Below are 21,575 nucleotides of genomic sequence, written 5' to 3'. Positions count from 1 at the left end.
GAACTGTGACGCTTATCAAGTGCGTTCATCCCATCGTGGAGAACTCTCGATGTTCACGAAAGTGGACGTTTCATCCGGTGGAGTGACAGAAGTAGCTCGCCTGGACTACGCGGTGAATGCACTGGGGTACTCGTCCGCCCTGGGGCGTCTGGTCGGCATCACGTCGAAGGGACACCACTGGTGGAAGAACCCCTCCCACGTCGTGCTGATCGACACCAAGGGCGCGGTCAACGACCTCGGACCCGTTGACGCGCACTGGTTCCGCACCGACGACGTGTCCGCGGGAGCCGTCGTGGGGACCACGTTCTACGTGCGCGACCACGCCCGCCTGCACGCGATCGACATCGACCCCGCCAGCCCGTCGTACCTCAGGATCGTGCGGACCGCCGTGCTGGACTGGCCCGCGCTCACGCTCGACGACTTCACCCCCGACCCGCTGACCGGAAGGCTGACGGGGGTGTCGGCGGCGGGCTGGGGGCCGGGTGAGGTGGTGTCGTTCGACCCGGTGACCGGACGGGTGCTGAGCAGGACCGAGATCGCCGGGCTGCCCGGCAGGTCCACCTACGGCGCCGTGGTGATCGACGCGGCCGGCACCGTGCACGCCATCAACAACGGCTATCAGGGCCGTAGTCGTCTCTACAGCACCACGGGCACCGCGGCGGTCGAGTTGTCGACCGGCCCGCAGATGGGCCTGATCGACGCGGCGGGGTGCCTGCCGAACCCGATGCCGCCCCGCGTCGAACCTCCCGAGCCGCGTCCGGAGGTCTCGCTCGTGCCTCCCGCTCCACCCGTGCAGGCCCCCGCCCCTCCCGCGCCGGGCGCGGTTCCCGTCGTGCGGCAGCCTCCGGCCGCCACGCCCACGTCACCCGCGGCGACGCCGCAACCCGCGCCGGTGCGCACCGCACGCCAGAAAACCCAAGCGCGCCAAGATCTCGCGCTCGACCCCGAGACCACGCCGATGACCAAGTCCCGCAAGTGGGCGATGGTCACCATCATCATGGTGATGCTCGGCGCCGGTGCGGCGGCAGCGCGCGCACGGGGGTAGTTCGCGCCGGATTAATTCGGTTGGCACGAGGTGGCGGCGTCGCTAGCGTTGCGGGCATGTTCTTCATCTGATGAAGCCCCGCGGCGCTCTCGACGCCGCCCTCGCGACCTCGATGTCGCGCTGTTCTCCGGTGACCCAGGAGCGGGTCCATCTCTCACGGCCGTCCTATCGCCGTGCCTTCTGCACGACCTCTTCGCGAGGAGGCTTTCGCATGCCTGACACCACCCAGCCCGAACAGGGGAACCGCGCCGCGCGTCGTGCGCGGAAGCGGGGCAAGCAGGACCAGAACACGCACTTCGCGCTGCCGCAGCAGCGAGTGCCGGTGGTCCAGCCGCGCCAGTTCGCGATGCGTCGCCGCGGAGGATCCGCGTAGCCGACGCCGAACGGGGCGCGACACCAGCGGGGGACGTGGTCTTTCGACCACGTCCCCTGCTCTCTTCGTGGGCCTGATCTCCCGTTCTGTCCGGATCCGATCTAGCCTGAGGTGCTACCGGACCGACAGGATCGGAGGCGCCTGATGAGGATCGCTGACGTGTTGCGGACCAAGGGATCGGCGGTCGCGACGATCGCCCCGGACGTACCCGTGTCCGAACTGCTCAGAGCGCTCGCCGAACACAACGTCGGCGCCATCGTCGTCGTCGGGTCTTCGGGCGTCGAGGGGATCGTGTCCGAGCGCGACGTGGTGCGGCGGCTGCACGAAACGGGTGTCGGCCTGCTGTCCTCCCCCGTGTCGGCGATCATGACGGCCGACGTGTTCACCTGCACCCCGTCGGACACGGTCGACAGCCTCACCGTCGTGATGACCGAACGGCGCTTCCGCCACGTGCCCGTGCTGTCCGACGGGCGGCTGGTCGGCATCGTCAGCATCGGCGACGTGGTGAAGAGCCGCATCGGCCAGCTCGAACAGTCGCAGGACCAGTTGCAGGCCTACATCGCCCAGGGCTGATCACTACGCTCGACCGGGTGAAATCTTCTCCCGGCCGGCCCGATCTCGCCCCAGAACTGGTGCAGGTCGCACCAGGGATCTACGCCTACGTCCAGCCCGACGGGTCCTGGATGATCAACAACACCGGCGTCGTCGTCGGCACCGACGACACGCTGCTGCTCGTCGACACCACGTCCACCGAGGCGCGCAACCGCGCGTTGCTCGCCTCGGTGGCGTCGGTGTCTCCTGCGGACCCCACCTACGTGGTCAACACGCACCACCACGGCGACCACACGTTCGGCAACTGGCTCATGCCGCCGTCGACGGTGATCGTCGGCCACGAGGCGTGCCGCGAGGAGGTCCTCGCCGCCGGCCTGCTGGCCGCACACGTCCTGACCGGCCCGGACTACGGCCACATCGAGGTCCGCCCGCCGTCGCTCACCTACAGCACGTCGCTGACGCTGCACCTCGGCACGCGCGTGGTCGAACTGCGCCACCCCGGCCCGGCGCACACCCGCGGCGACACCGTGGTGTGGCTGCCGGCCGAGCGCGTCCTGTTCACCGGCGACCTGGTCTTCGCGGGCGGGCAGCCGTTCCTCGCGGAAGGCAGCATCACCGGCTACCTGTCCGCGCTGGAGTTCCTGCGCGCGTTCGACGCCGACGTCGTCGTCCCCGGTCACGGACCGCTGCTACGAGGTCCCGAGATCAACCGCGTCCTGGACGACCTCGTCGCGTACACGACCTACCTCGCCGAACTGGCCGCGTCCGGCCACGCCGCCGCCAAGACCCCGATGGAGGTCGTCCGCGAGGCGGGGGAGACGCGGTTCTCGTCGTGGCAGGAGTCCGAACGCCTGGTCGGCAACCTCCATCGCGCCTACCACGAGCTCGACGGCAAACCGCTCTCCGAACGCCTGGAACTCCTCGCCGTCTGGACGGACATGACGGAACTCCACGGCGGCCCGATCGCCTGCCACGCCTAACCGATATATCAGTTGCCTCGACCGGTCCGACGAGGGCGCACGTCTCAGACGGACTGGTCGAGGCCGGGCGGCTCGGGGACGTTCTCCGTCCTGGTGCCCGACGGCATCGCCCACATGAAGGCGCGCATCATCGCGTACTGGAACTTCAGGCCGGTGCCGACGTCACCGGACTCCACGACCTGCTTGAGCGCGGCGAGGATGCCCTTCCAGGTCGAGTCGACCTTGTCGAGCCGCTCGACGCCCTCGGGCCATCCGGAGTTGCGCAACGTGACGCGCGTGCCGCCGTCGACCTCTTCGAGCTCCCACGAGACGACGGTCCACGGGTCGTCGCGCATGGTGAGCCGCTGCGTGTGGGAGAGCAGCCGCGGCGGATCGACCTCGACGACGCGGCCGACGACGAAGACGCGCTTGCCGTCGGCCGACCGGTAGTACAGCGGCGCGCCCGGTTCGAGGGAGGAGTCGAGAACCGCGTCCATCATGGCGCGCTGCCTGCCGTCGAGTTTGGTGATCTCCGCCCACACCTTCTCGATGGGCGCGGCGATCACGATGCTGTGCACCAGCTCGGTACCGGGTTCAGCCAACGTCCTCATCCTCCTGTTCGGCGCTCTCGACCGTGAGCTTCAGGCCGACCAGCGCCGCTGCCCAGTTCTCCTCGTACTGCGCGACCCACCGCTGGTGGATCTGCTGGATGGGCACGGGGTTCAGGTGGTTGACCCGTTTCCGGCCCCGCGGCTCCACGACCACGAGATCGGCCTCGCGGAGCACACCGAGGTGCTGCATGACGACGTGCCGGCCGGTCTCCAACGCCTCGACCAGCTCGCCCGTGGTGCACGGGCCCTTGCGCAGGACGTCGAGGATCGCGCGCCGCAGCGGGTTCGCGAGGGCGCGCCAGACGGCGTCGTCATCATGTGGCAACTTCATTACGTAAGGTTTTTAACACCTGTCGGCCCGGCTGTCGAGGGCCGGGTCACAAGTCGGCGCCGTACCTCGTCCGTATCGACATGAGCATTCTTCGCGGAGGTCTCGTGTTCCTCGCCCTGGTCCAGGCCGTGCAGGGTGGCTGGCCGTTGTTCGCGCCCCAGGGCTTCTACGACAACTTCCCGTTGCCGTCGAACCCGTGGGTCGCCTACTTCCCGCCGTTCAACGAGCACCTGCTCCGGGACTTCGGCGCGCTCAACCTCGCGTTGTGCGCGGTGTTCGTGTTCGCCGCGGTGACCATGGAACGCAGGCTCGTCCAGGCGGCGCTGGCCGGCTACCTGGTGTTCGCCGTCCCGCACCTGGTCTTCCACCTGAACCACCTGTCGCACATGCCGTTCGCCGACCAGGTCGGCAACGTCGTCTCGTTGACCGCCGTCGTCCTCATCCCACTGGCGTTGCTGCTGCTGACGCGGAAGGTCCCGGTTGCCGCGGCTGCCCTATGAGCCCTGCTGCCCGATGAGCCCTGCTGCACCGCCACAACGCCTATAAGTTCGAGAGATGCTGCACGACGTCGCCGACGCCACGCACCACTACATTGATTCGCTCGCCGGTGACCAGCGCGAACACGCGATTCGCGCGGTCACCGACGACGACCTGCGCCACCGCTGGGCGTACACACCCGGTACACGCCCCGGACTTGCGCTCGGCGAGCTCCGCCGGGATCAGCGCAAGGCGGTGCACGGCATGCTCGCGACCGTCCTCAGCCCGCACGCCTACGCGCAGGCGGCAGCGGTGATGGCGTTGGAGGACGTGCTCGACCACCGCGAAGGCGGACACCGCGACCGGCACAACAACGACTACTGGACCGTGCTCTTCGGCACGCCCGGCGGCGACGAACCGTGGGGATGGCGCGTCGAGGGACACCACCTGTCGGTGAACGTCGTCGTGGCCGACGGCCGCGTCTCGGCGACACCGTTCTTCCTCGGTGCGAACCCGGCCCGCGTCACCTACCGCGGCCGCGTCGTCGGCCAGCCGCTGCGCCTGGAGGAGGAACTCGCCCGCGAACTCCTCGACCGCATGGGTCCGACGGCGCGCCGCCTGGCCGTTGTCGCCGACACCGCGCCGCACGACATCCGCACCGGCAACGCGCCCCGCGTCAGCCCGTCCGAACCGGTCGGCGTCACGCCGGCCCAACTCGGCAAGCCCGCCGCGGAGTTGCTCGTCGACATCGTCCGCTTCTACCTCGACCGGCTCGCCTACGAGCTCGCCGACGAGGAGTTCGCCCAGATCGACCCGGACCGCCTGCACTTCTCGTGGGAGGGCTCCCTCCGCCGGGGCGAAGGCCACTACTACCGCGTCCAAGGCCCGGAACTGCTCATCGAGTACGACAACACGGCCAACGAGGCCAACCACGTCCACACGGTGTGGCGTCGTCATTCGGGCGACTTCGGCGACGACCTGCTCGCCGCCCACTACGACACGTCACGGCACACTGTCGGCCGTGGAGTGGCCCAGAACGGTTGACGACGCCGTCGCGTTGCAGGAGCGCCTGCGCACCCAGGTGATCACGACGAGTGCTCCTGACCTGCGCATAGACACCGTCGCAGGCCTCGACGTCGGCTACCGCGGTGATGACGCGGTGGTGGGCGTCTGCGTGGTGTTCGACGCGAAATCGCTGGTCGTCCTCGACGAGGTCGTTGTCGAGGACACCACGGACTTCCCCTACATCCCCGGCCTCTTCGCGTTCCGCGAGATGCCCGTCCTGCTGCGCGCCCTCGAACGCCTGACCGTCGTGCCGGACCTGCTGGTCGCGGACGGCCAAGGCCTCGCACACCCGCGCCGGTTCGGCCTCGCGTGCCACCTCGGCGTGCACACCGGCATCCCGAGCGTTGGCGTCGCCAAGAACGCGATGGGCAGGTTCGAGCAGCCCGGTCACGCGCGAGGGGCGATGAGCGACCTCGTCATGGACGACGACCACGGCGACGAGGTCGTCGGCAGGGCACTGCGGACGCAGGACGGCGTGAAGCCCGTCTTCGTGTCGGTCGGCCACCGGATCGACCTCGACCGCGCGTGCGCCGAAGTGCTGCGCCTGGCTCCGCGCTACCGGCTGCCCGAGACGACCCGCCGCGCCGACACGCTCACTCGGCGGGTTGCTTCGTCGGGGTGAAGCTCATCAGCACGAGCAGGATGGCGCCGCCGACGAGCGCGATGTCCGCGACGTTGCCGACGAACCAGCCGTTGTAGTCGATGAAGTCGACGACGTGACCGCGCGCGAACCCCGGCTGCCGGAACAGCCGGTCGAGCAGGTGCGTCGTCGCGCCGCCCAGCATCAACGCGAGCGCGGCCGCGCGCAGCCTCGTCTGCGGCTGCATGCCGTACCGGGCGAGCAGGACGACCGCGACGGCCGCGACGATGGTGAAGATCCACGTCGACCCCGCGCCGATCGAGAACGCGGCACCGGGGTTGTAGAGGAGCCTGAGCTGCAGGAACTCCCCGAGCACGGGAATGGGCGCGCGGCCGGTCAGCGCGCTCTCGGCCCAGAACTTCGTGGCCTGGTCCAGCAGCAGCACGAGCACGGCGATGCCCATGACGAGTGGCACGCGGCGAGAGGTGGTGGTGTCCATTTGCGGTCGAGCGTAGTTAAGAACACCACCACTCGGCATCAGACCCTCGTCACTCCTTGAACGCGTCGACGTCGTCGACGTCGAACGCGGCGAGGAACTCCTCCTCCAGCGTCGCCGACCGTTCGTCCGTGTCGTAGTCGACGCAGATGCGCCACCGTCCGTCCGTGCGCCGCGAATATGTGTGGAAGCGGCCGTAGAACGTGCGCCCGTCACCATCCGCACGTGTCGACACGAGCCGGAAGACGCCACGCTCGCTCGCGACGTCGTTCGCCACGATGCGCTCGACGAACCGGAGCGAGATGCTCACCGAACTACCGCGGCCGGCGAGTTCGGCGAACCACTTCCCGATCTGGTCCGCGTACTCCGCGAACCCGATCACCTGCTTCGCGGGCCCACCGGCGCGGATCAGCTCCGGCGCGTGCAGAGCCAGGAACGCCGGGGCGTCGAGCCGCGCGTAGGCGACCGCGAACGGGTGCCAGACGTCGTCGTTGAGCTGCCGCACCAGGTCGGTGTCCACGACCTCAGAAGGTAGCGCGGAAGACTCCCGACAAGAGCGGATGAGCATCGACGATCTGGCGGGCGACGCTGACGGAGTCGACCAGAGGATGCAACGCCAGCGCCTTCACGGCGTGCGCCCGCTCGCCGCTGACGGCCGCCTTGATCGTCGCGCGCTCGACCGCCTTCAGCGCCGTGACGAGTCCGACGCCCTCGTCCGGCACCTGGCTGACCGAGACCGGCCGCGCCCCGTTCGCGTCGACGAGGCTCGGCACCTCGACGACCGCGTCGGAGTCGAGGCACGACAACGTCGTCCCGTTCGGCACGTTGAGGATCAGCGTGGCCCGCTTGTCCGACGCGATCGCGTGCATCAGGTCGAGCGCGACCCGTTCGTAGCCTCCGCCGTCGAGGTCGTCGGCGTCGCGTTCGTCGTCGCGGGTCTCCGCCATGTAGGTCTGCTCCCGTTCGAGACGGGTCCGTTCCCAGCTCTCCCACGATGGCGCCGCGTAGAACCGCTTCTGCTGCTCGAGCAGGAACGCCCCACGCGACGCGCCGGACGCGACCGCCTCACGCGTGAAGTAGTAGTAGTGCAGGTACTCGTTCGGAATGGCGCCCAACGTCCGCAGCCACTCCGCCCCGAAGAGCTTGCCCTCCTCGAACGACTCGAGCCGCCCGGCGTCGGCGAGCAGATCCGGCAGCACGTCCCGCCCCCGTACGTGAACACCGCGCAACCAGCCGAGGTGGTTGAGGCCGGCGTAGTCGAGCCAGGCGTCTTCCAGGGTCGCCCCCACGGCCCGGACGACCCGCTTGCCGAGCCCGACGGGGGAGTCGCAGATCCCGATGACGCGCTCGCCGAGGTGCGCCGACATCGCCTCGGTGACCATGCCCGCGGGGTTCGTGAAGTTGATGACCCAGGCGTCCGGCGCGTGCACAGATATGCGGCGCGCGATGTCGAGCGCGACGGGCACGGTACGCAACCCGTATGCAACGCCGCCGGCGCCGACGGTCTCCTGGCCGAGCACGCCACACCCCGCCGCGACGCTCTCGTCGGCCGCGCGCCCCTCGAGCCCGCCGACGCGAATCGCGGAGAACACGAAGTCCGCTCCACGCAGCGCCTCGTCGAGGTCGGTCGACGCCGACACGGCCGGCGCGTCCGGCACATCGGTCGCGAGTTCGGCGAGCACACCCCCGATCGCGGCGAGCCTGGCGGCGTCGAGGTCGTGGAGCACGACCTCGGTCACGCGGCCGGGCGAGCGATCGGCGAGCAATGCCCGGTAGACGAGCGGCACGCGGAAGCCGCCCCCGCCCAGGATGACCAGCTTCATGCCTCGACCACGTCCATTCGGGCCTCTTCCGCAGTGCTAACCGCTCCGCCGATCCTACATTTCCAGCTGCGGTGAACAGCGAATTGCCAGGGGTGACCTCGTGACAGCTCGCAGGTCAGCGGCGCGGAATGACTGGCCGAGGGGCATGCAGCCCTGCACGAGTCCGACGTCGCTGTCGCGCCGGTCTCATCGCGGCAGCTCAGCTTGCCTTCGATGGTGCTGGAACCGGTCAGTCGCGGGATCTCTCAAAGGGTTCCGCGCGCGACTGGAACGTGATAGAAAGAATGGCTTTGCATTTTCGGAATGAATTTTCCGGAAGACAGAATTATTGTATCACAGGGGGCAAGGTGTTGGCGAGCGAACAGGCACGGATCACCTCTCTGTATGAAAAGCTCGACGAAGAACGGAACAAAGCGGCCGCCGACCTGGCGGCCGTGCTGCGGGACACGACCACCCGGCGCCTGGACCGCGAGGCCTCCGTCGAGGTGCTGACCAGGCAAGTCGGGAAGTACCGCGCGGCGGAGGAAGGGCTGTGCTTCGGCCGCATCGACTCGGAGAACGGCGACCGCACCTACATCGGACGGGTCGGCCTGTTCGACGACGACTTCGAACCATTGCTGCTGGACTGGCGTGCACCGGCGGCACGGCCGTTCTACACGGCGACCGCAGCGAATCCGGAGGGCGTCGTGCTGCGGCGGCACTTCCGCGTACGCGATCGGGAGCTGTGCGACTTCCACGACGACGAACTGCTCACCGACGCCACCGCACTGCTCGACGCCCTCAACGCGCCGCGGACCGCGACCATGCGCGACATCGTCTCGACCATCCAGGCCGAACAGGACGAGATCATCCGCTACTCGGGCCCCGGTGTGCTGGTGATCGAGGGTGGACCGGGCACCGGCAAGACCGCCGTGGCGCTGCACCGAGTGGCATACCTGTTGTATACGCGTCGTGAACGCCTCTCGCGGCACGGTGTCCTGATCGTCGGCCCGAACACCGGCTTCCTCCACTACGTCGGCGACGTCCTGCCGTCGCTGGGCGAGACCGACGTCGTCTTCGCGACCCCTGGCGAGCTGTATCCCGGCGTCGCGACGGACGTGGAGGACACTCCGTCGCTGCAACGCCTGAAGGGGGACATATCGGTTCTCGACCTGCTCGCCGTCGCCGTCGCCGACCGGCAGGAACTCCCCGACGAGCCCGTCGAGATCGAGCTGGAGGACGTCGTCGTCCCGCTCGACGCGCACATCGCCGCCGTCGCACGGGAGAAGACGCGCTACTACGGACTGCCGCACAACGCCGCCCGCAAGTACTTCTTCCTCGCGCTCGCCGAGGAACTCGTCGCGCCGGCGATGCGGCTGATCGGCGTCGACTGGCCGGAGATCGAGGAGGACGTCCGCCACGAACTCCGCCACAGCTCGGAGTTGCTCGCCGCCGTCGACAGGCTGTGGCCGCTGCTCACACCACAGCAACTGCTCGCCGACCTCTACGAAGGCCGCTGCTTCCGGATCGGCGCCCCGGAGCTCTACCGGCCCGACGGCGCGGCGTGGACGGTGTCCGACGTGCCGCTGCTGGACGAGCTCGCCGACCTGCTCGGCTCCGACGGCTCCGCGGAACGCGCGGCGAGACGAGAGGAGGAGGAACAGCTCGAATACGCGCGCGGCGTCATGGACGTCCTGTCGATCGACAAGCGCGCGGACTCCGACGAGTACATCGTCACGGACTTCGTCAACGCCGAGGTGCTGGCGGCCAGGCACGAGGTTCGCGACCGGCGCACTCTCGCCGAACGGGCCGCCGACGACCGCACGTGGACCTACGGTCACGTGGTCGTGGACGAAGCACAGGAACTGTCCGCGATGGACTGGCGAGTCCTGCTGCGCCGATGCCCGAACAAGTCGATGACGGTCGTCGGCGACCTCGCCCAGCGCCAGGCGGCGGGAGGCGTCCGGAGCTGGGGCTCGGTGTTCGAGCGGTTCACCTACCGCCGGCTCGAGGTCAACTACCGCACCCCCGGCGAGATCATGGCCGTCGCCACCCCGGTCCTGAAGCTCGTCGACCCCGACGCGTCAGCACCGGTCTCGGTGCGCAACGCCGGCGTTCGCCCCTGGGCTCGCCGCGTGACCGACGTGTCGGCAGCGGTACGCGAAGAACTCGACGCGCACGCCGGTACACGCAGCGACCGCACGATCGCCGTCATCGGCGAAGGCTGGATGTCACCGCGCGCGTCGAAGGGCCTGGAGTTCGACGTCGTCCTCGTCGTCGAACCGCAAAGCATGGCACCCAGCGAGCTCTACGTGGCGTTGACGAGGGCGACACAGCGGCTCGGCGTCCTGCACACCGAACCGCTGCCGCGCCACCTACGAGGTCTCCTCTGAGACCCATGCGAGGTAGTCGTCGTTGCCTCCGGTCACGGGGGTGACGACGACCTCGGGCACGTCGTAGCTGTGCTGCGCCTTGATGTGCGCGACGAGTTCGTCGACGCGGATGGCGGACGTCTTCACGACGCACTGCCATTCCGCGTCGACGCGGACCTCGCCCTCCCACCGGTAGACGCTGCGGATCGGCACGATCTGCACGCACGCGCCCAACCGGGCCTCGACGATGCCCTTCGCCAACGACTCCGCGGCCTCGGGGGAGTCGACCGTCGTCGTCACCACACTCGCACCACTCACAGCGCGTCGATCTCCTTCATCAGTCGGTCCTTCAACTCGACCGGCGCGTACGACGCCCGCACCGCCGCTCGCGCGAGTCCGGCGAGGTCGTCGCGGCCGAACCCGAACCGCTCGTGGCACAGCAGGTACTCGCGATCGAGGTCGGTGTGGAACATGCCGGGGTCGTCGGTGCTGATCGTCACCGGCACCCCGGCCTCCACGAGCCGCGGCAGGGGGTGCTCGTCCAGCGACCGCACCGCGCCCGTGCGGATGTTCGACGTCGGGCACACCTCCACGACGACGCCCTCGTCGGCGAGACACCGCACGAGGTCGGGGTCCTGCACCGCGCTGACGCCGTGCCCGATCCGTTCGGCACGAAGGTCCCGCACTGCGGCCCAGATCTCGCTCGGCGGCGTCGTCTCACCGGCGTGCGGCACCATGTGCAGCCCCGCGTCGCGGGCCAGCGCGAACGCCTCGCGGAAGTTCGACCTGGGCGAGTCCGACTCGAACCCGCCTAGCCCGAACCCGACCAGTCCCTCGGGCCGGTACTCCGTCGCGAACCGCGCACTCGTCATGCCCCAGTCGCGGTCCCACACACCGGGAACGTCGAAGATCCACTGCAGCGTCACGCCGTGCACGGCGAGCGCCTCGTCCCGCCCCGCCCGCAACGCCTCGACGAGCTCGTCGGGCTCGATGCCGGCACGCAGGTGGCTGGTCGCGCTGATCGTCAGTTCCGCATAGCGGACGTTGGTCCGTGCGGCGTCACGCGCGTATCCGACGACGAGCGTGCGGACGTCCTCGCCGGTGGTGACCAGGTCGTTGACGATGCCGTAGACGTTGATGAAGTGCCGGAAGTCCCTGAACTCGTAAAACTTCCGCAGCGCGGCCTCGTCGGTCGGCACTCGCCCGCCGGGGTGGTTGCGGGCGAGCGCGAGAACCGTCTCGACCGAGGCCGCGCCCACGAGGTGGACGTGCAGCTCGGCCTTCGGCAGCGCGTGGACGAAGTCGGAAATGTGCACGGTCCATGCTCTCAGGTCAAGGGCCATTCGACGGGTGACATGTCTTGCAGTCAAAGGAGAGGGTGCAGGCGAATCCCTGTCTCTGGCTTCCGCATTGGGGGTGCCTCGTGAGGGGCGCACGAAGAGTTGCACTGCTGACAGCGGTGCTGGTTCTGCCATTCCTGCCCGCGACCGCCCAGGCCGCCGAAGGGCCGGTGTTCTCCGACGGCGAGGCGCAACCCGTCTTCGATCCGAAGGACGTGGTGAAGGAGAGCCTCTGGGTCCGGGCACCGGTCGACAGCGACCGCGACGGCAAGGACGACGAGGTCTACACCGAGGTCGTCCGGCCGCGCGCCACCGAACGCGGTCTCAAAGTCCCCGTCGTCTACATGGTCAGCCCGTACTTCTCGGGCGGCAACGACGTCGCCAACCACAACGTCGACGTCGAGCTTTACGTGCCCGACAAGCGCAACGGGCGTCTGCTGAAGTCCAACTCGGACGAACGCATCACCGCCGCCCTCGGCCCGAACCCGATCACCTCGGGCCGTTACGAGGCCTACTTCATCGCCCGCGGATACGCCGTCGTCTACGCCGAGTCGCTCGGGACAGGTAAGTCGACGGGGTGCCCGACGACGGGTGACGTCAACGAGACGATCGGCGCACGTGTCGTCGTCGACTGGCTTAACGGCCGTGCGACCGCACGCACCGCCACGGGCGAGACCATCAAGGCGACCTGGTCCACCGGCAAGACCGGGATGATGGGCGTCTCGTACAACGGCACGCTGCCCAACGCCGTCGCTTCCACTGGCGTGCGCGGCCTCGAGGCCATCGTGCCGATCGCCGCGATCTCCAGCTGGTACGACTACTACCGCGCGGACGGCGCCGTCGTCGCACCTGGCACGTTCCAGGGTGAGGACGCCGACGTGCTGGCCGAGTACGTCTACACGCGCGCGGACAGGGAGATCTGCAAGCCGATCCTCGCCGAGATCGCGAGGGATCAGGACCGCGTCACCGGTGACTACAGCCGGTTCTGGGACAAGCGCAACTACCTCAACGACGTCCGCAAGGTTCGCGCGGCCGTGCTCGCGGTGCACGGCCTCAACGACTGGAACGTCAAGATGACGCACGTCGAGCAGTGGTACTCGGCGTTGAAGAAGGTCGGCGCGCCGCACAAGATCTGGCTGCACCAGTCCGGTCACACGGACGCCGACACGCTGCGTTCGGTCGAGTGGCGGCGCACGCTGAACCGCTGGTTCACGCAGTACCTGTGGGGTCACCGCAACGGCGTCGACAAGGAGCCGAAGGCGACGATCCAGCGCGAGGACAAGACGTGGGTCGACGAGAAGGACTGGCCGGCCCCCGGCACCTCCGACGTGCGGCTGCGGCCGTCCGCCGGCGGACCCGCCAAGGGAGGCCTCGGCATCCTGCCCGGTCGCGGTGTGGAGAAGCTGACCGACGACGCGACGAAGACCGCTGAGTCGCTCATCGACCAGGCCTCCTCGCCGAACCGCCTCTCCTACAGCTCGGAGCCGGCGAAGAAGCCGCTGCGGCTGTCCGGCAAGTCGACGGCGAATCTGCGGATCGCGTTCGACCGGCCCGCGGCCAACGTGACGACGTTGCTCGTCGACCGCGCGCCGGACGGCAGGTCGCACGTCATCACGCGCGGCTCGACCGACCCGCAGAACCGGGAGCGCCCCGACCGGACGTCGCCGATCAAGCCGGGCAAGTTCTACGACGTCGAGGTGCCTATCGTGCCGGACGACTACGTCCTGCAGACCGGTCACCGGCTCGAGTTCGTCGTGATCTCCAGCGACTACGACTACACCCTGCGCCCGCAGCCGGGTGTCGGCCTGTCCCTGGACCTCACCCGGACGTCGGTGGAACTGCCGGTCGTCGGCGGCTGGCGCACCGTGCTCCAGTCGTTCTGAGGTGGTGCCGTGCTCCGGTCCGACGGGCCGGAGCACGGCAACCTAGCACCCACCCCCGACAGAACACCGCTCCCGAGCACCCCAAGATCTCAACCTGTCCACACCCGCAAAGTTGTCCACAACCTCGCGACACCCCCGCCCCACCACCGCGCCCACCCTCCACAGTGGGCCCATGCCCTCAACCCTCTCGAAGCCGATCCGGGTCCGGGACGCCGGCGATCTCTACGCCGCGATCCCGCACCTCATGGGGTTCCACCCGGCCGACTCGCTCGTCGTGCTGGTGCTGAAAGACAACCTGGTCAGCATGACCATGCGCGTCGATCTGCCACGCCCGCGACATAGAGGCTTCCTCGCGGCCCAATTGGAAGGGCCGCTGCTCGAACAAGGCGCGACAGAGGTGATCCTCGTGGTGGTGTGCGCGCCGACCGAGCACATGCCCGAAGAGCTACCGCACGAGCCGCTGGTCACCACGCTCGACCTCCGGCTGGGCGGTGTGGGCATCGACGTCGTCGAAGCCGTGTGGCTGCCGTCGTGCCAGAAGGACGCGCAGTGGCTCTGCTACCTCGACATCGACTGCCACGGCACGTTGCCGGATCCCCAGCTGTCCGCTGTCGCCGCGGCGTCGGCGCACGAGGGCAACGTGACGTTCGAGTCGCGCGCCGCCATGGCCGCGATCGCCGCCCTGGACCCGCCGGAAGCGCTCGAACGCAGATCCGCGTTGCTCGACGAACTCATGACGACCACGGAAGAGCCCGATCCGCGCACCGAACTGCGGCGGGTGAGCGACGCGGTCGACGCGGTGGAACACCGCAAGGGATCGTTGCCGGACAAGGACGTCGTCGCCTTGGCGAGGGCGTTGGCGGTGCCCGAGGTGCGCGACGCGAGCATGGGGTTCGCGGCGCAGGCGAGGTCCCGGCACGCCGAACGCCTGTGGCTCGAGCTCACGAGGGCCTGCCCCGCACCGGAACGAGCCGAGCCTGCGTGCCTGCTCGCATTCTACGCCTACCAGCGCGGCGACGGCGGGATCGCGTCCATCGCGCTCGACGCCGCCGAGGAAGCCTGTCCCGGCCACTCGCTGAGCAAGCTCATCCGCTCCGCCGTCAGCGCCGCGTTCCCGCCGTCGGAAATGCGGGCGCTGGCCGTGAAGTACCTGGCCAGCGCCCGTGAGCTGCTCGCCGGCGCTCAGAGGAGCTCGGGGCGCTCCCAGTCCTGATCCAGGACGTGCTCGGCCAGGAACGCCCACACCGTCTCGTACCAGACCCGAGAGTTCCCGGGGGTGAGGATCCAGTGGTTTTCGGTTGGGAAGTAAAGGTATTTCGCATCGACCCCGTGTCGGACGAGGTCGAAGTAGAGGCGATGCCCCTCACCGATCGGAACCCGGTAGTCCTTGTCGCCGTGGATGACGAGCATCGGGGTCTTGATGTCCGCGACCCGAAGGTGCGGGGAGTTGGCGAGGATCCGCTCCGGCTGGGTGAGCGGGTCGCCCATCTCCCGCATCCAGAAGTAGGAGCTGTCGGTGCCGCCGGAGAAGGCGTCGAGGTGCCACAGGGACGCGTGCGTGACGATCGCGCGGAACCGGTCGGTCTGGGTGGCGATCCAGTTGGCCATGTAACCACCGAACGACCCGCCCATCGCGGCGGTCCGCGAGGCGTCGATGTCGGCCCGCTCGACGGCGACGTCCGTGATGGCCATGAGGTCGGTGTAGGGCTCGGCACCCCAGCGACCCCAACCGGCCTTGATGAAGTCGGGCCCGTAGCCGGTGGACAGAGCGGGGTCGGGCAGCAGGACGGCGTAGCCGCGAGCGGCCATCAGCCACGGGTTCCAGCGCCAGGTCCAGCCGTTCCAGCTCATGACGGGACCGCCGTGGACCCAGAGGACGAGCGGCGCGGGGGAGTCGGCGGAGGCACCTTCGGGCAGCACCAGCCAGGAGCGCACGGTCCTGCCGTCGGCGACGACCGTGGAGATCTCGGTGAGCGTGCCGGGCACCGAGTCGAGGGCACCGGGCGCGCGCAGCCGTTCCGGGTCCTGGTCGGCGCCGGTGGCCGCGAACCGCACTGGCTGCGGCGGGTGGTCGACGGAGTTGCGCAGCGCGTACAGCGTTTCGCCGTCCGGGCTCACGACCAGGTCGCTGTAGTAGCCGGAGACCGTCAGCTTCGTGATCTCGCCGGTCGCCAGGTCGAGCCGCCACACCGGCTGGTGCCCGAGGTGGCTCGCGGTGAAGAAGACCGCCGTGCCGTCCGGGCTCACCACCGGGTGGTCCGGTTCCTCCTGGAAGCCGGGCGCCAATGGCGTGATCGAGCCGTCCGCCAGGTCGACGCGCACCAGCTCGCGCCGGTGTGGGGAGTCCGGAGTGGACTCGCGGTGGCGGACAGCGACCAGTGCGGAGGAGTCGGGCGTGAACGTGGCGCCGTGGAAGGAGAAACCCTCCTGGGAGGCGACGGTGCGCGCCGCGCCGCCGCCCGTCGCCACGACCCGCAGTTCGGTCCGGCGGCCGTAGGCGGCGCTGACGTCCACGGAGTGGCCGTGGACAGCCCACTTCCCGTCTGGGCTCAGCTCAACGTCCTCGTCGCTGAGCCTGCTTTCGGAGTCTTCGGTGAGAGCGGTGACGGTCTCGGTAGCGACGTCCGCGAGAGGAGCCGCGAACAGGCGCGGGTAGGCGGGACCGAGGTCCGCGTCCCAGTACCTGATCGGGTACGACTCGTGCAGGATCGCTGTCACGCCGGCGTCCTCACGGGCCTTGCGCTTGGCGTTGTCGTCGTCACCGAACTCCGTGAAGCGGTGCGCCGACGACGTGAACAGCACCGTGTCGCCGGCGGCACGGACCTGACCGACTCCGCCACCGGGCCGGAGCACCTCGCCGGCCTCACCGCGGACCGGAAGCCGCCACAGCGCCTTCTTGTCCTGGGACTCGCCCGGCTTCGCGAGCGGGTCCGGGCGGGCCGACAGGAACAGCAGCGACCCGTCCGGCGCGAACACGGGGGAGGAGTCGCCCTTGCCGGAGCGGGTGAGCCGGACGGCCTCCCGTTCCCCGGTGGGGTCGACCTCCCAGAGCGCGCCCTGCCACGTCTTGCCGTCCGGGGCGAGCGTGGACACGACCGTGACGAGCCGGGTGCCGTCCGGGGACAGCGCGAGCGACGCGAGCCGCGGGGTGGCGTTGTAGCTCTCGAAGGAGGCGAAGTCGGTCATCCCGGCTCAGGCTCCGTGCCGGGCGCGGGTGAACTCCCACGCGTCGCGGACGATGCCGGTGATGTCGGCGCGCTCGGGCTTCCAGCCGAGGTCGGCGCGGGCGCGCTCGGCGGAGGCGACGAGGACGGCCGGGTCGCCGGCGCGCCGGGGGGCGACGACGGCGGGGATCGGGTGGCCGGTGACCTCGCGGCAGGTGTCGATGACCTGCTTGACCGAGAAGCCGGTGCCGTTGCCGAGGTTGTAGATCCGGTGCTCGCCGGCGGTGGCGTTCTCCAGCGCGAGGAGGTGGGCGTCGGCGAGGTCCAGGACGTGGATGTAGTCGCGGACGCAGGTGCCGTCCTCGGTGGGCCAGTCCTCGCCGTAGATCGAGATGTGCTCGCGCTGACCGAGCGCGACCTGCAGCACGAGCGGGATGAGATGGGTCTCGGTGGCGTGCCGCTCACCGATGCTGCCGTAGGCGCCGGCGACGTTGAAGTACCGCAGGCTCGTCGCCGCCAGGCCGTGCGCGGCGGCGTACGACGTGATCGCGTGGTCGATGGCCAGCTTGGTGGCGCCGTAGGTGTTGGTCGGCGCGGTCGGGGCGGTCTCGGGGATCGGCACCTCCCGCGGCTCGCCGTACGTCGCGGCAGTCGAGGAGAAGACGAGCTTCGGCGTGCCGTGATCCTTCATCGCGTCGAGCAGGCGAATCGCCGTCAGGACGTTACCCGTCCAGTACTTGCCGGGGTCCTGCATGGACTCGCCCACGAGGGACTTCGCCGCGAAGTGCAGAACGCCGTCGAACCCTTCTGCGAGGACATCGCCGATCACCTCGGCGATGTCGCCCTGGATGAAGCGCGCTCCCGCAGGGACGGCGTCCTCGTGCCCGGTCGAGAGGTCGTCGAGGACGACCACCTCGTGCCCGGCTTCGAGCAGCCTGGCAGCGCACACGCTGCCGACGTATCCGGCCCCGCCCGTGACGAGCAGCTTCACCACAGTCCTCGCAATCCTGGTCAAGATCGTTCTTGGCTACCGGTCCCTGCCCGCACCCGCGGACGGAACCGCCGTGAAGAGCCTCGGCCGCGTGAGCGAGCGCGAAGCGAAGCCGGCGAGCACGGACCGCTCGACCTCGTCGTGCCGTTCGACGGGCACGAGGGCGATGGCCGAGCCGCCGAAACCGCCACCGACCATCCGGGCGCCCAGGGCACCGGCCGCCATCGCGGAGTCGACGGCGACGTCGAGCTCGAGGCACGAGACGCGGTAGTCGTCCCGCAGGCTCGCGTGGGAGCCGGAGAGGAGGGGCCCGACCTCGGCGAGCCTGCCCTCGCGGAGCAGCTCGACGGTCTGCAGGACCCTGTCGTTCTCGGTCACGACGTGCCGCACCAGCGGACGCAGGTCTTCGGGCAGCCGGACGAGCACCTGGTCGAGCTCGGCGATGTCGACGTCGCGCAGCGCGGGAACACCGAGGATCCCGGCCGCGCGCTCGCACCCCGCCCGCCGGGCGCCGTAGCCGCCGTCGACGAGGGCGTGGCTGGCACGCGTGTCGATCACGAGCACCTCGAGCCCGCTGGCAGCCGCGTCGAACGCGACCTGCTCGGGCTTGCCGGAGCGCACGTCGTAAAACAGGGCGTGCGCTTCGACGCAGCACAGCGATGCAGTCTGGTCCAGGATGCCGGTCGGCGCGCCCACGAAGTCGTTCTCGGACCGCTGCACCCAGCGCGCGATGTCCGGCCGCTCGGCGTCGACGCCGGCGAGACCGAGCAGCGCGAGCGCGACGGCGCACTCCAGAGCGTGCGAGGAGGAGAGACCGGCCCCGGCGGGAACGTCGCCCGCGATGACGAGGTCCGCCCCGCCGGTGACGGCGATCCCCTGCTCACGCAGGGCCCAGGCGACGCCACCGGGGTACGCGGCCCACCCCTTGACGGTGCCGGGGAGTAGGTCGGCGATCACGACCGGGTCCGCTTCCTGCAACCCGCCGTCGTCGCCCATCGTGCTGACGGTCATGACACCGTCGGTACGGGGCGACGCCGCGACCGCGATGCGGTGGGGCAACGCGAACGGCAGCACGTAGCCGTCGTTGTAGTCGGTGTGCTCGCCGATGAGGTTGACGCGGCCAGGAGCCGACCAGACCCCCTCCGGAGCGCGTCCGTGGAGGCGCTCGAACGCCTCTGCCGCCTTCGCCGCTGGAGTCGTCGCCTGGGTCACCGGGCGAGCACCAGGACGGCGTGGGCGACCGCGGGGTCGAGTTCTGCCATGTGACCGTTGCCGCCGCGCACGTGGATGACCTTGGCGCCACCGAGCGCCTCGACCTCCACGGTGCCGCCCGGCACCACGCCGGCGTCCTTCAGTTCGGCCATGAGGTCCGGGTCGAGCTGGACGTGCTCGGCGATGCGGCGGATCTCGACGCGGCCACCACCGCGGCGGGCCACCTCGTCCACGCGCACCAGGTCCGCCTCGGCGGGCGGGGCCGGCTCGCCGTCGCCCAGCTTGTCGAGGCCGGGGATCGGGTTGCCGTAGGGCGAGGTGGTGGGGTTGCCGAGCAGCTTGATGAGCTTGCGTTCGACGGCCTCGCTCATCACGTGCTCCCAGCGGCACGCCTCGCTGTGCACGTGCTCCCACTCGAGCCCGATGATGTCCACGAGGAGGCGCTCGGCGAGCCGGTGCTTGCGCATGACGGCGATCGCGAGGTTGCGGCCCTGCTCGGTGAGCTCCAGGTGGCGGTCCTCCGCCACGACCACCAGGCCGTCGCGCTCCATGCGGCCGACGGTCTGACTCACCGTCGGTCCACTTTGGCCGAGGCGCTCGGCGATGCGGGCGCGCAGTGGCACCACGCCCTCTTCCTCGAGCTCGTAGATCGTGCGGAGATACATCTCCGTGGTGTCGATGAGGTCGTTCACACCCGCTCCCCTTCGTATGGTGTCAATGGTAGTCGTGCCGGGGGACACAGGTGTCCGCGCGGGTGCAGGATGTGAGCCGTGCATCCCTTGATCACCCCTGAGGCCCTCGCCGACGCGCTGAGTGCGCGCTCCGCCACCGTCGTGCTGGACGTCCGGTGGCGTCTCGGCGGACCACCCGGACGCCAAGACTACGAGGTCAGCCACGTGCCCGGCGCGGTGTACGTGGATCTGGACACCGAGCTGTCCGCTCCGCCCGGTGCCGGGGGCCGTCATCCGCTGCCGGATCCGGAGCGGTTGCAGGCGGTGCTGCGCGCCGCGGGCGTGCGCGAGGGTGGCCGGGTCGTGGCTTACGACGCGGGGGACGGGTCGGTCGCCGCTCGGGTGTGGTGGCTGCTGCGGTGGGCCGGGTTCGGTGAGGTCGCGGTGCTGGACGGCGGGTTCGCCGCGTGGGAGGCCGCCGGGCTGCCGGTGACCGCGGACGTGCCGGCGGCCCCGGCCGATGACGCGGCCGGTCAGGCGGTCGGGAACGTGGTGGTGCGGCCGGGGCGGATGCCGGTGCTGGACGCGGACGAGGCGGCGGCGCTCGCGCGGGAGGGTGTGCTGCTCGACGCTCGGGCGGCCGCGCGGTACCGCGGGGAGACCGAGCCGGTCGATCCCAAGGCCGGGCACATCCCCGGTGCCCTCAACGCGCCGTCCACCGGGCACGTCGGGGCGGACGGGCGGTGGCTGCCGGCGGAGGAGCTGGCCGCGCGGTTCGCCGGCCTCGGGGTGTCCGGTGGGGTGGCTGTGGGCGCGTACTGCGGGTCGGGTGTGACGGCCTCGTCCGTCGTGCTCGCGCTGGAGGTCGCGGGGATCACGTCGGCAGAGAAGCCGGCGGCCCTCTACGCCGGGTCGTGGTCCAACTGGTGTGCGCTGGACCGGGAGGTCGCCACCGGTGGCTGAGGCCGCCGGAGGAGTGCGGCGTGGGCGTGGCGCCTCAGGCGTTGGGGATGCGGTTGAAGCCCTCGGTGGCGAGCTTCAGGGCCGTGGCGCAGGTGTCCACGTCGTCGATCGCCAGGACGCTCACCGAGAAGGCCGGGGTGATGACGTCCGGGTCGTCGGTCAGCATGACGGTGACCTGGCAGTCCTCCTTGGAGGCGTTGACCTGCCAGGCGGTGTTGCCGCCGATCTCGATCTGCTTCTTGTCGCCTTCCTGGTCCGCCACGTCCGGGACCGTGACCATCTGGGTGATCACGGTGGACGGGTTGGTGGTGGTGTGGATGCAGCCGCCGTCCGCCGTGGATTTGCCGCCGGTGGCGGCTTCGATGTCGGCCGTCTTGAGGACGCCGCAGGTCTCGAGGCCGGTGGCCTTCTTCCTGGTGGTGATCTTCACGTCGCCCTGCTTCTGGGCGGTGGTGGGGCTCGCCGGCTTCGAGGCGGGGGTGCTGGCGGGTGCCTTCTTCGAGGTCGTGGTCGGGTCGGCCGGCTCTTGGACCGCGTTGGTGCCGGCCGTCGCGTTGCCCTTGACCTGCTCGGCGCAGCCCGTGACGGCGGCGAGGGTCAGGCCGAGTGCGAGGAGTAGGGCCGCTGGTCTCAGGTGCATGTCGCCTCTGACCCCTGTTCGGTGAGATCGGTTCCGCGGATCGGTTCG

Annotated in this window: 23 protein-coding genes; 11 read left to right on the top strand and 12 right to left on the bottom strand. The window is 69.9% G+C overall.

Going from position 1 to position 21,575, the window contains the following annotated elements:
- Positions 1–82 precede the first annotated feature (82 nt).
- The 4 genes from BMY74_RS36565 (at position 83) to BMY74_RS36555 (ending at position 2,950) form a co-directional block, all read left to right on the top strand.
- Positions 83–1,045: a DUF6923 family protein gene (locus BMY74_RS36565; protein ID WP_143091851.1), complete on the top strand. Its 963-nt coding sequence runs from the start codon at positions 83–85 to the stop codon at positions 1,043–1,045.
- Between the two features lie 211 nt (positions 1,046–1,256).
- Positions 1,257–1,418: a hypothetical protein gene (locus BMY74_RS45435; protein ID WP_177230098.1), complete on the top strand. Its 162-nt coding sequence runs from the start codon at positions 1,257–1,259 to the stop codon at positions 1,416–1,418.
- A gap of 144 nt (positions 1,419–1,562) precedes the next feature.
- The gene (locus BMY74_RS36560) at positions 1,563–1,991 is read left to right on the top strand and encodes a CBS domain-containing protein (protein WP_089924144.1); all 429 of its coding nucleotides are present in this window, start codon (positions 1,563–1,565) and stop codon (positions 1,989–1,991) included.
- A gap of 17 nt (positions 1,992–2,008) precedes the next feature.
- Complete coding sequence (locus BMY74_RS36555) at positions 2,009–2,950, top strand: MBL fold metallo-hydrolase (RefSeq protein WP_245786556.1); 942 nt, start codon at positions 2,009–2,011, stop codon at positions 2,948–2,950.
- 44 nt (positions 2,951–2,994) lie between these two features.
- Here BMY74_RS36555 and BMY74_RS36550 read toward each other — a convergent pair whose 3' ends face one another.
- On the bottom strand, positions 2,995–3,531 hold the full coding sequence (locus BMY74_RS36550) for an SRPBCC domain-containing protein (RefSeq protein WP_177230097.1): 537 nt from the start codon (positions 3,529–3,531) through the stop codon (positions 2,995–2,997).
- A complete protein-coding gene (locus BMY74_RS36545; protein WP_089924137.1) occupies positions 3,524–3,871 on the bottom strand; it encodes an ArsR/SmtB family transcription factor in 348 nt (115 codons plus the stop codon). Before BMY74_RS36545 ends, BMY74_RS36550 begins: the two co-directional genes overlap by 8 nt.
- Positions 3,872–3,951: 80 nt before the next feature.
- On the opposite strand from BMY74_RS36545, the gene BMY74_RS36540 reads away from it, so the two are divergent.
- The 3 genes from BMY74_RS36540 to BMY74_RS36530 are packed head-to-tail and all read left to right on the top strand — an operon-like array spanning position 3,952 to position 6,035.
- A complete protein-coding gene (locus tag BMY74_RS36540) occupies positions 3,952–4,371 on the top strand; it encodes a hypothetical protein (protein WP_218159860.1) in 420 nt (139 codons plus the stop codon).
- Positions 4,372–4,426: 55 nt separating this feature from the next.
- Positions 4,427–5,392, top strand: coding sequence for a DUF3500 domain-containing protein (locus tag BMY74_RS36535; protein WP_089924134.1), 966 nt, complete (start codon positions 4,427–4,429; stop codon positions 5,390–5,392).
- The gene (locus tag BMY74_RS36530; protein WP_245786555.1) at positions 5,370–6,035 is read left to right on the top strand and encodes an endonuclease V; all 666 of its coding nucleotides are present in this window, start codon (positions 5,370–5,372) and stop codon (positions 6,033–6,035) included. Before BMY74_RS36535 ends, BMY74_RS36530 begins: the two co-directional genes overlap by 23 nt.
- On the opposite strand, the gene lspA is transcribed toward BMY74_RS36530, so the two are convergent.
- Genes lspA through BMY74_RS36515 form a run of 3 tightly spaced genes read right to left on the bottom strand, consistent with a single transcriptional unit; the run spans position 6,007 to position 8,312 of the window.
- Entirely contained in the window at positions 6,007–6,492 is a 486-nt protein-coding gene (gene lspA / locus BMY74_RS36525) for a signal peptidase II (RefSeq protein WP_089924132.1), read from the bottom strand. The two genes, BMY74_RS36530 and lspA, sit on opposite strands and share 29 nt — an antisense overlap.
- Positions 6,493–6,541: 49 nt before the next feature.
- The gene (locus BMY74_RS36520; protein ID WP_177230096.1) at positions 6,542–7,009 is read right to left on the bottom strand and encodes a YybH family protein; all 468 of its coding nucleotides are present in this window, start codon (positions 7,007–7,009) and stop codon (positions 6,542–6,544) included.
- Positions 7,010–7,013: 4 nt separating this feature from the next.
- Complete coding sequence (locus BMY74_RS36515; protein ID WP_089924124.1) at positions 7,014–8,312, bottom strand: 6-phospho-beta-glucosidase; 1,299 nt, start codon at positions 8,310–8,312, stop codon at positions 7,014–7,016.
- A gap of 347 nt (positions 8,313–8,659) precedes the next feature.
- On the opposite strand from BMY74_RS36515, the gene BMY74_RS36510 reads away from it, so the two are divergent.
- Positions 8,660–10,684 carry a helicase domain-containing protein gene (locus tag BMY74_RS36510; protein WP_342718387.1) on the top strand — a complete coding sequence of 675 codons (2,025 nt, stop codon included), beginning with the start codon at positions 8,660–8,662 and terminating at the stop codon, positions 10,682–10,684.
- Here BMY74_RS36510 and cutA read toward each other — a convergent pair.
- Together cutA and add are read right to left on the bottom strand one after the other, a co-directional pair.
- Positions 10,667–10,981 (bottom strand): divalent-cation tolerance protein CutA, encoded by a 315-nt coding sequence (gene cutA, locus BMY74_RS36505; RefSeq protein WP_245786554.1) that lies wholly within the window; start codon positions 10,979–10,981, stop codon positions 10,667–10,669. The two genes, BMY74_RS36510 and cutA, sit on opposite strands and share 18 nt — an antisense overlap.
- Positions 10,978–11,979: an adenosine deaminase gene (add, locus tag BMY74_RS36500; protein WP_245786553.1), complete on the bottom strand. Its 1,002-nt coding sequence runs from the start codon at positions 11,977–11,979 to the stop codon at positions 10,978–10,980. Before add ends, cutA begins: the two co-directional genes overlap by 4 nt.
- 107 nt (positions 11,980–12,086) lie before the next feature.
- Here add and BMY74_RS36495 point away from each other — a divergent pair, with 107 nt between their 5' ends.
- Both BMY74_RS36495 and BMY74_RS36490 read left to right on the top strand, forming a co-directional pair.
- Positions 12,087–13,886: a Xaa-Pro dipeptidyl-peptidase gene (locus BMY74_RS36495; RefSeq protein WP_089924117.1), complete on the top strand. Its 1,800-nt coding sequence runs from the start codon at positions 12,087–12,089 to the stop codon at positions 13,884–13,886.
- Between the two features lie 172 nt (positions 13,887–14,058).
- Positions 14,059–15,099 (top strand): DUF4192 domain-containing protein, encoded by a 1,041-nt coding sequence (locus tag BMY74_RS36490; RefSeq protein ID WP_089924114.1) that lies wholly within the window; start codon positions 14,059–14,061, stop codon positions 15,097–15,099.
- Here the strand turns inward: BMY74_RS36490 and BMY74_RS36485 are convergent.
- Genes BMY74_RS36485 through BMY74_RS36470 form a run of 4 tightly spaced genes read right to left on the bottom strand, consistent with a single transcriptional unit; the run spans position 15,069 to position 19,945 of the window.
- A complete protein-coding gene (locus tag BMY74_RS36485; protein ID WP_089924110.1) occupies positions 15,069–17,072 on the bottom strand; it encodes a S9 family peptidase in 2,004 nt (667 codons plus the stop codon). The two genes, BMY74_RS36490 and BMY74_RS36485, sit on opposite strands and share 31 nt — an antisense overlap.
- A gap of 6 nt (positions 17,073–17,078) precedes the next feature.
- Positions 17,079–18,041, bottom strand: a complete 963-nt coding sequence (gene galE / locus BMY74_RS36480; protein ID WP_089924398.1) for a UDP-glucose 4-epimerase GalE — start codon at positions 18,039–18,041, stop codon at positions 17,079–17,081.
- Between the two features lie 36 nt (positions 18,042–18,077).
- Positions 18,078–19,253, bottom strand: a complete 1,176-nt coding sequence (gene galK, locus BMY74_RS36475) for a galactokinase (RefSeq protein WP_089924105.1) — start codon at positions 19,251–19,253, stop codon at positions 18,078–18,080.
- Positions 19,250–19,945, bottom strand: a complete 696-nt coding sequence (locus tag BMY74_RS36470) for an iron-dependent transcriptional repressor DtxR (RefSeq protein ID WP_089924101.1) — start codon at positions 19,943–19,945, stop codon at positions 19,250–19,252. The genes galK and BMY74_RS36470 overlap by 4 nt, the downstream gene beginning before the upstream one ends.
- 78 nt (positions 19,946–20,023) lie before the next feature.
- Between BMY74_RS36470 and BMY74_RS36465 the strand changes: the two genes are divergently transcribed.
- Positions 20,024–20,887 (top strand): sulfurtransferase, encoded by an 864-nt coding sequence (locus BMY74_RS36465; protein WP_089924097.1) that lies wholly within the window; start codon positions 20,024–20,026, stop codon positions 20,885–20,887.
- Between the two features lie 34 nt (positions 20,888–20,921).
- On the opposite strand, the gene BMY74_RS36460 is transcribed toward BMY74_RS36465, so the two are convergent.
- Positions 20,922–21,527, bottom strand: coding sequence for a hypothetical protein (locus tag BMY74_RS36460; RefSeq protein ID WP_089924094.1), 606 nt, complete (start codon positions 21,525–21,527; stop codon positions 20,922–20,924).
- Positions 21,528–21,575 lie beyond the last annotated feature (48 nt).

Origin of the sequence: Lentzea albida (genome assembly GCF_900111005.1) — a bacterium.
Taxonomy (GTDB): Bacteria; Actinomycetota; Actinomycetes; order Mycobacteriales; family Pseudonocardiaceae; genus Lentzea; species Lentzea albida.
Note: the sequence above shows the minus strand (reverse complement) of the source record. Positions and strands in the feature narration are given on the sequence as shown.

Excerpts from the sequence above, each read along its gene's own strand:
- BMY74_RS45435 (WP_177230098.1), top strand. The coding sequence starts at position 1,257 with ATGCCTGACACCACCCAGCCCGAACAGGGGAACCGCGCCGCGCGTCGT.
- BMY74_RS36560 (WP_089924144.1), top strand. The coding sequence starts at position 1,563 with ATGAGGATCGCTGACGTGTTGCGGACCAAGGGATCGGCGGTCGCGACG.
- BMY74_RS36545 (WP_089924137.1), bottom strand. The coding sequence starts at position 3,871 with ATGAAGTTGCCACATGATGACGACGCCGTCTGGCGCGCCCTCGCGAAC.
- BMY74_RS36540 (WP_218159860.1), top strand. The coding sequence starts at position 3,952 with ATGAGCATTCTTCGCGGAGGTCTCGTGTTCCTCGCCCTGGTCCAGGCC.
- BMY74_RS36535 (WP_089924134.1), top strand. The coding sequence starts at position 4,427 with ATGCTGCACGACGTCGCCGACGCCACGCACCACTACATTGATTCGCTC.
- lspA (WP_089924132.1), bottom strand. The coding sequence starts at position 6,492 with ATGGACACCACCACCTCTCGCCGCGTGCCACTCGTCATGGGCATCGCC.
- BMY74_RS36515 (WP_089924124.1), bottom strand. The coding sequence starts at position 8,312 with ATGAAGCTGGTCATCCTGGGCGGGGGCGGCTTCCGCGTGCCGCTCGTC.
- BMY74_RS36490 (WP_089924114.1), top strand. The coding sequence starts at position 14,059 with ATGCCCTCAACCCTCTCGAAGCCGATCCGGGTCCGGGACGCCGGCGAT.
- BMY74_RS36485 (WP_089924110.1), bottom strand. The coding sequence starts at position 17,072 with ATGACCGACTTCGCCTCCTTCGAGAGCTACAACGCCACCCCGCGGCTC.
- BMY74_RS36460 (WP_089924094.1), bottom strand. The coding sequence starts at position 21,527 with ATGCACCTGAGACCAGCGGCCCTACTCCTCGCACTCGGCCTGACCCTC.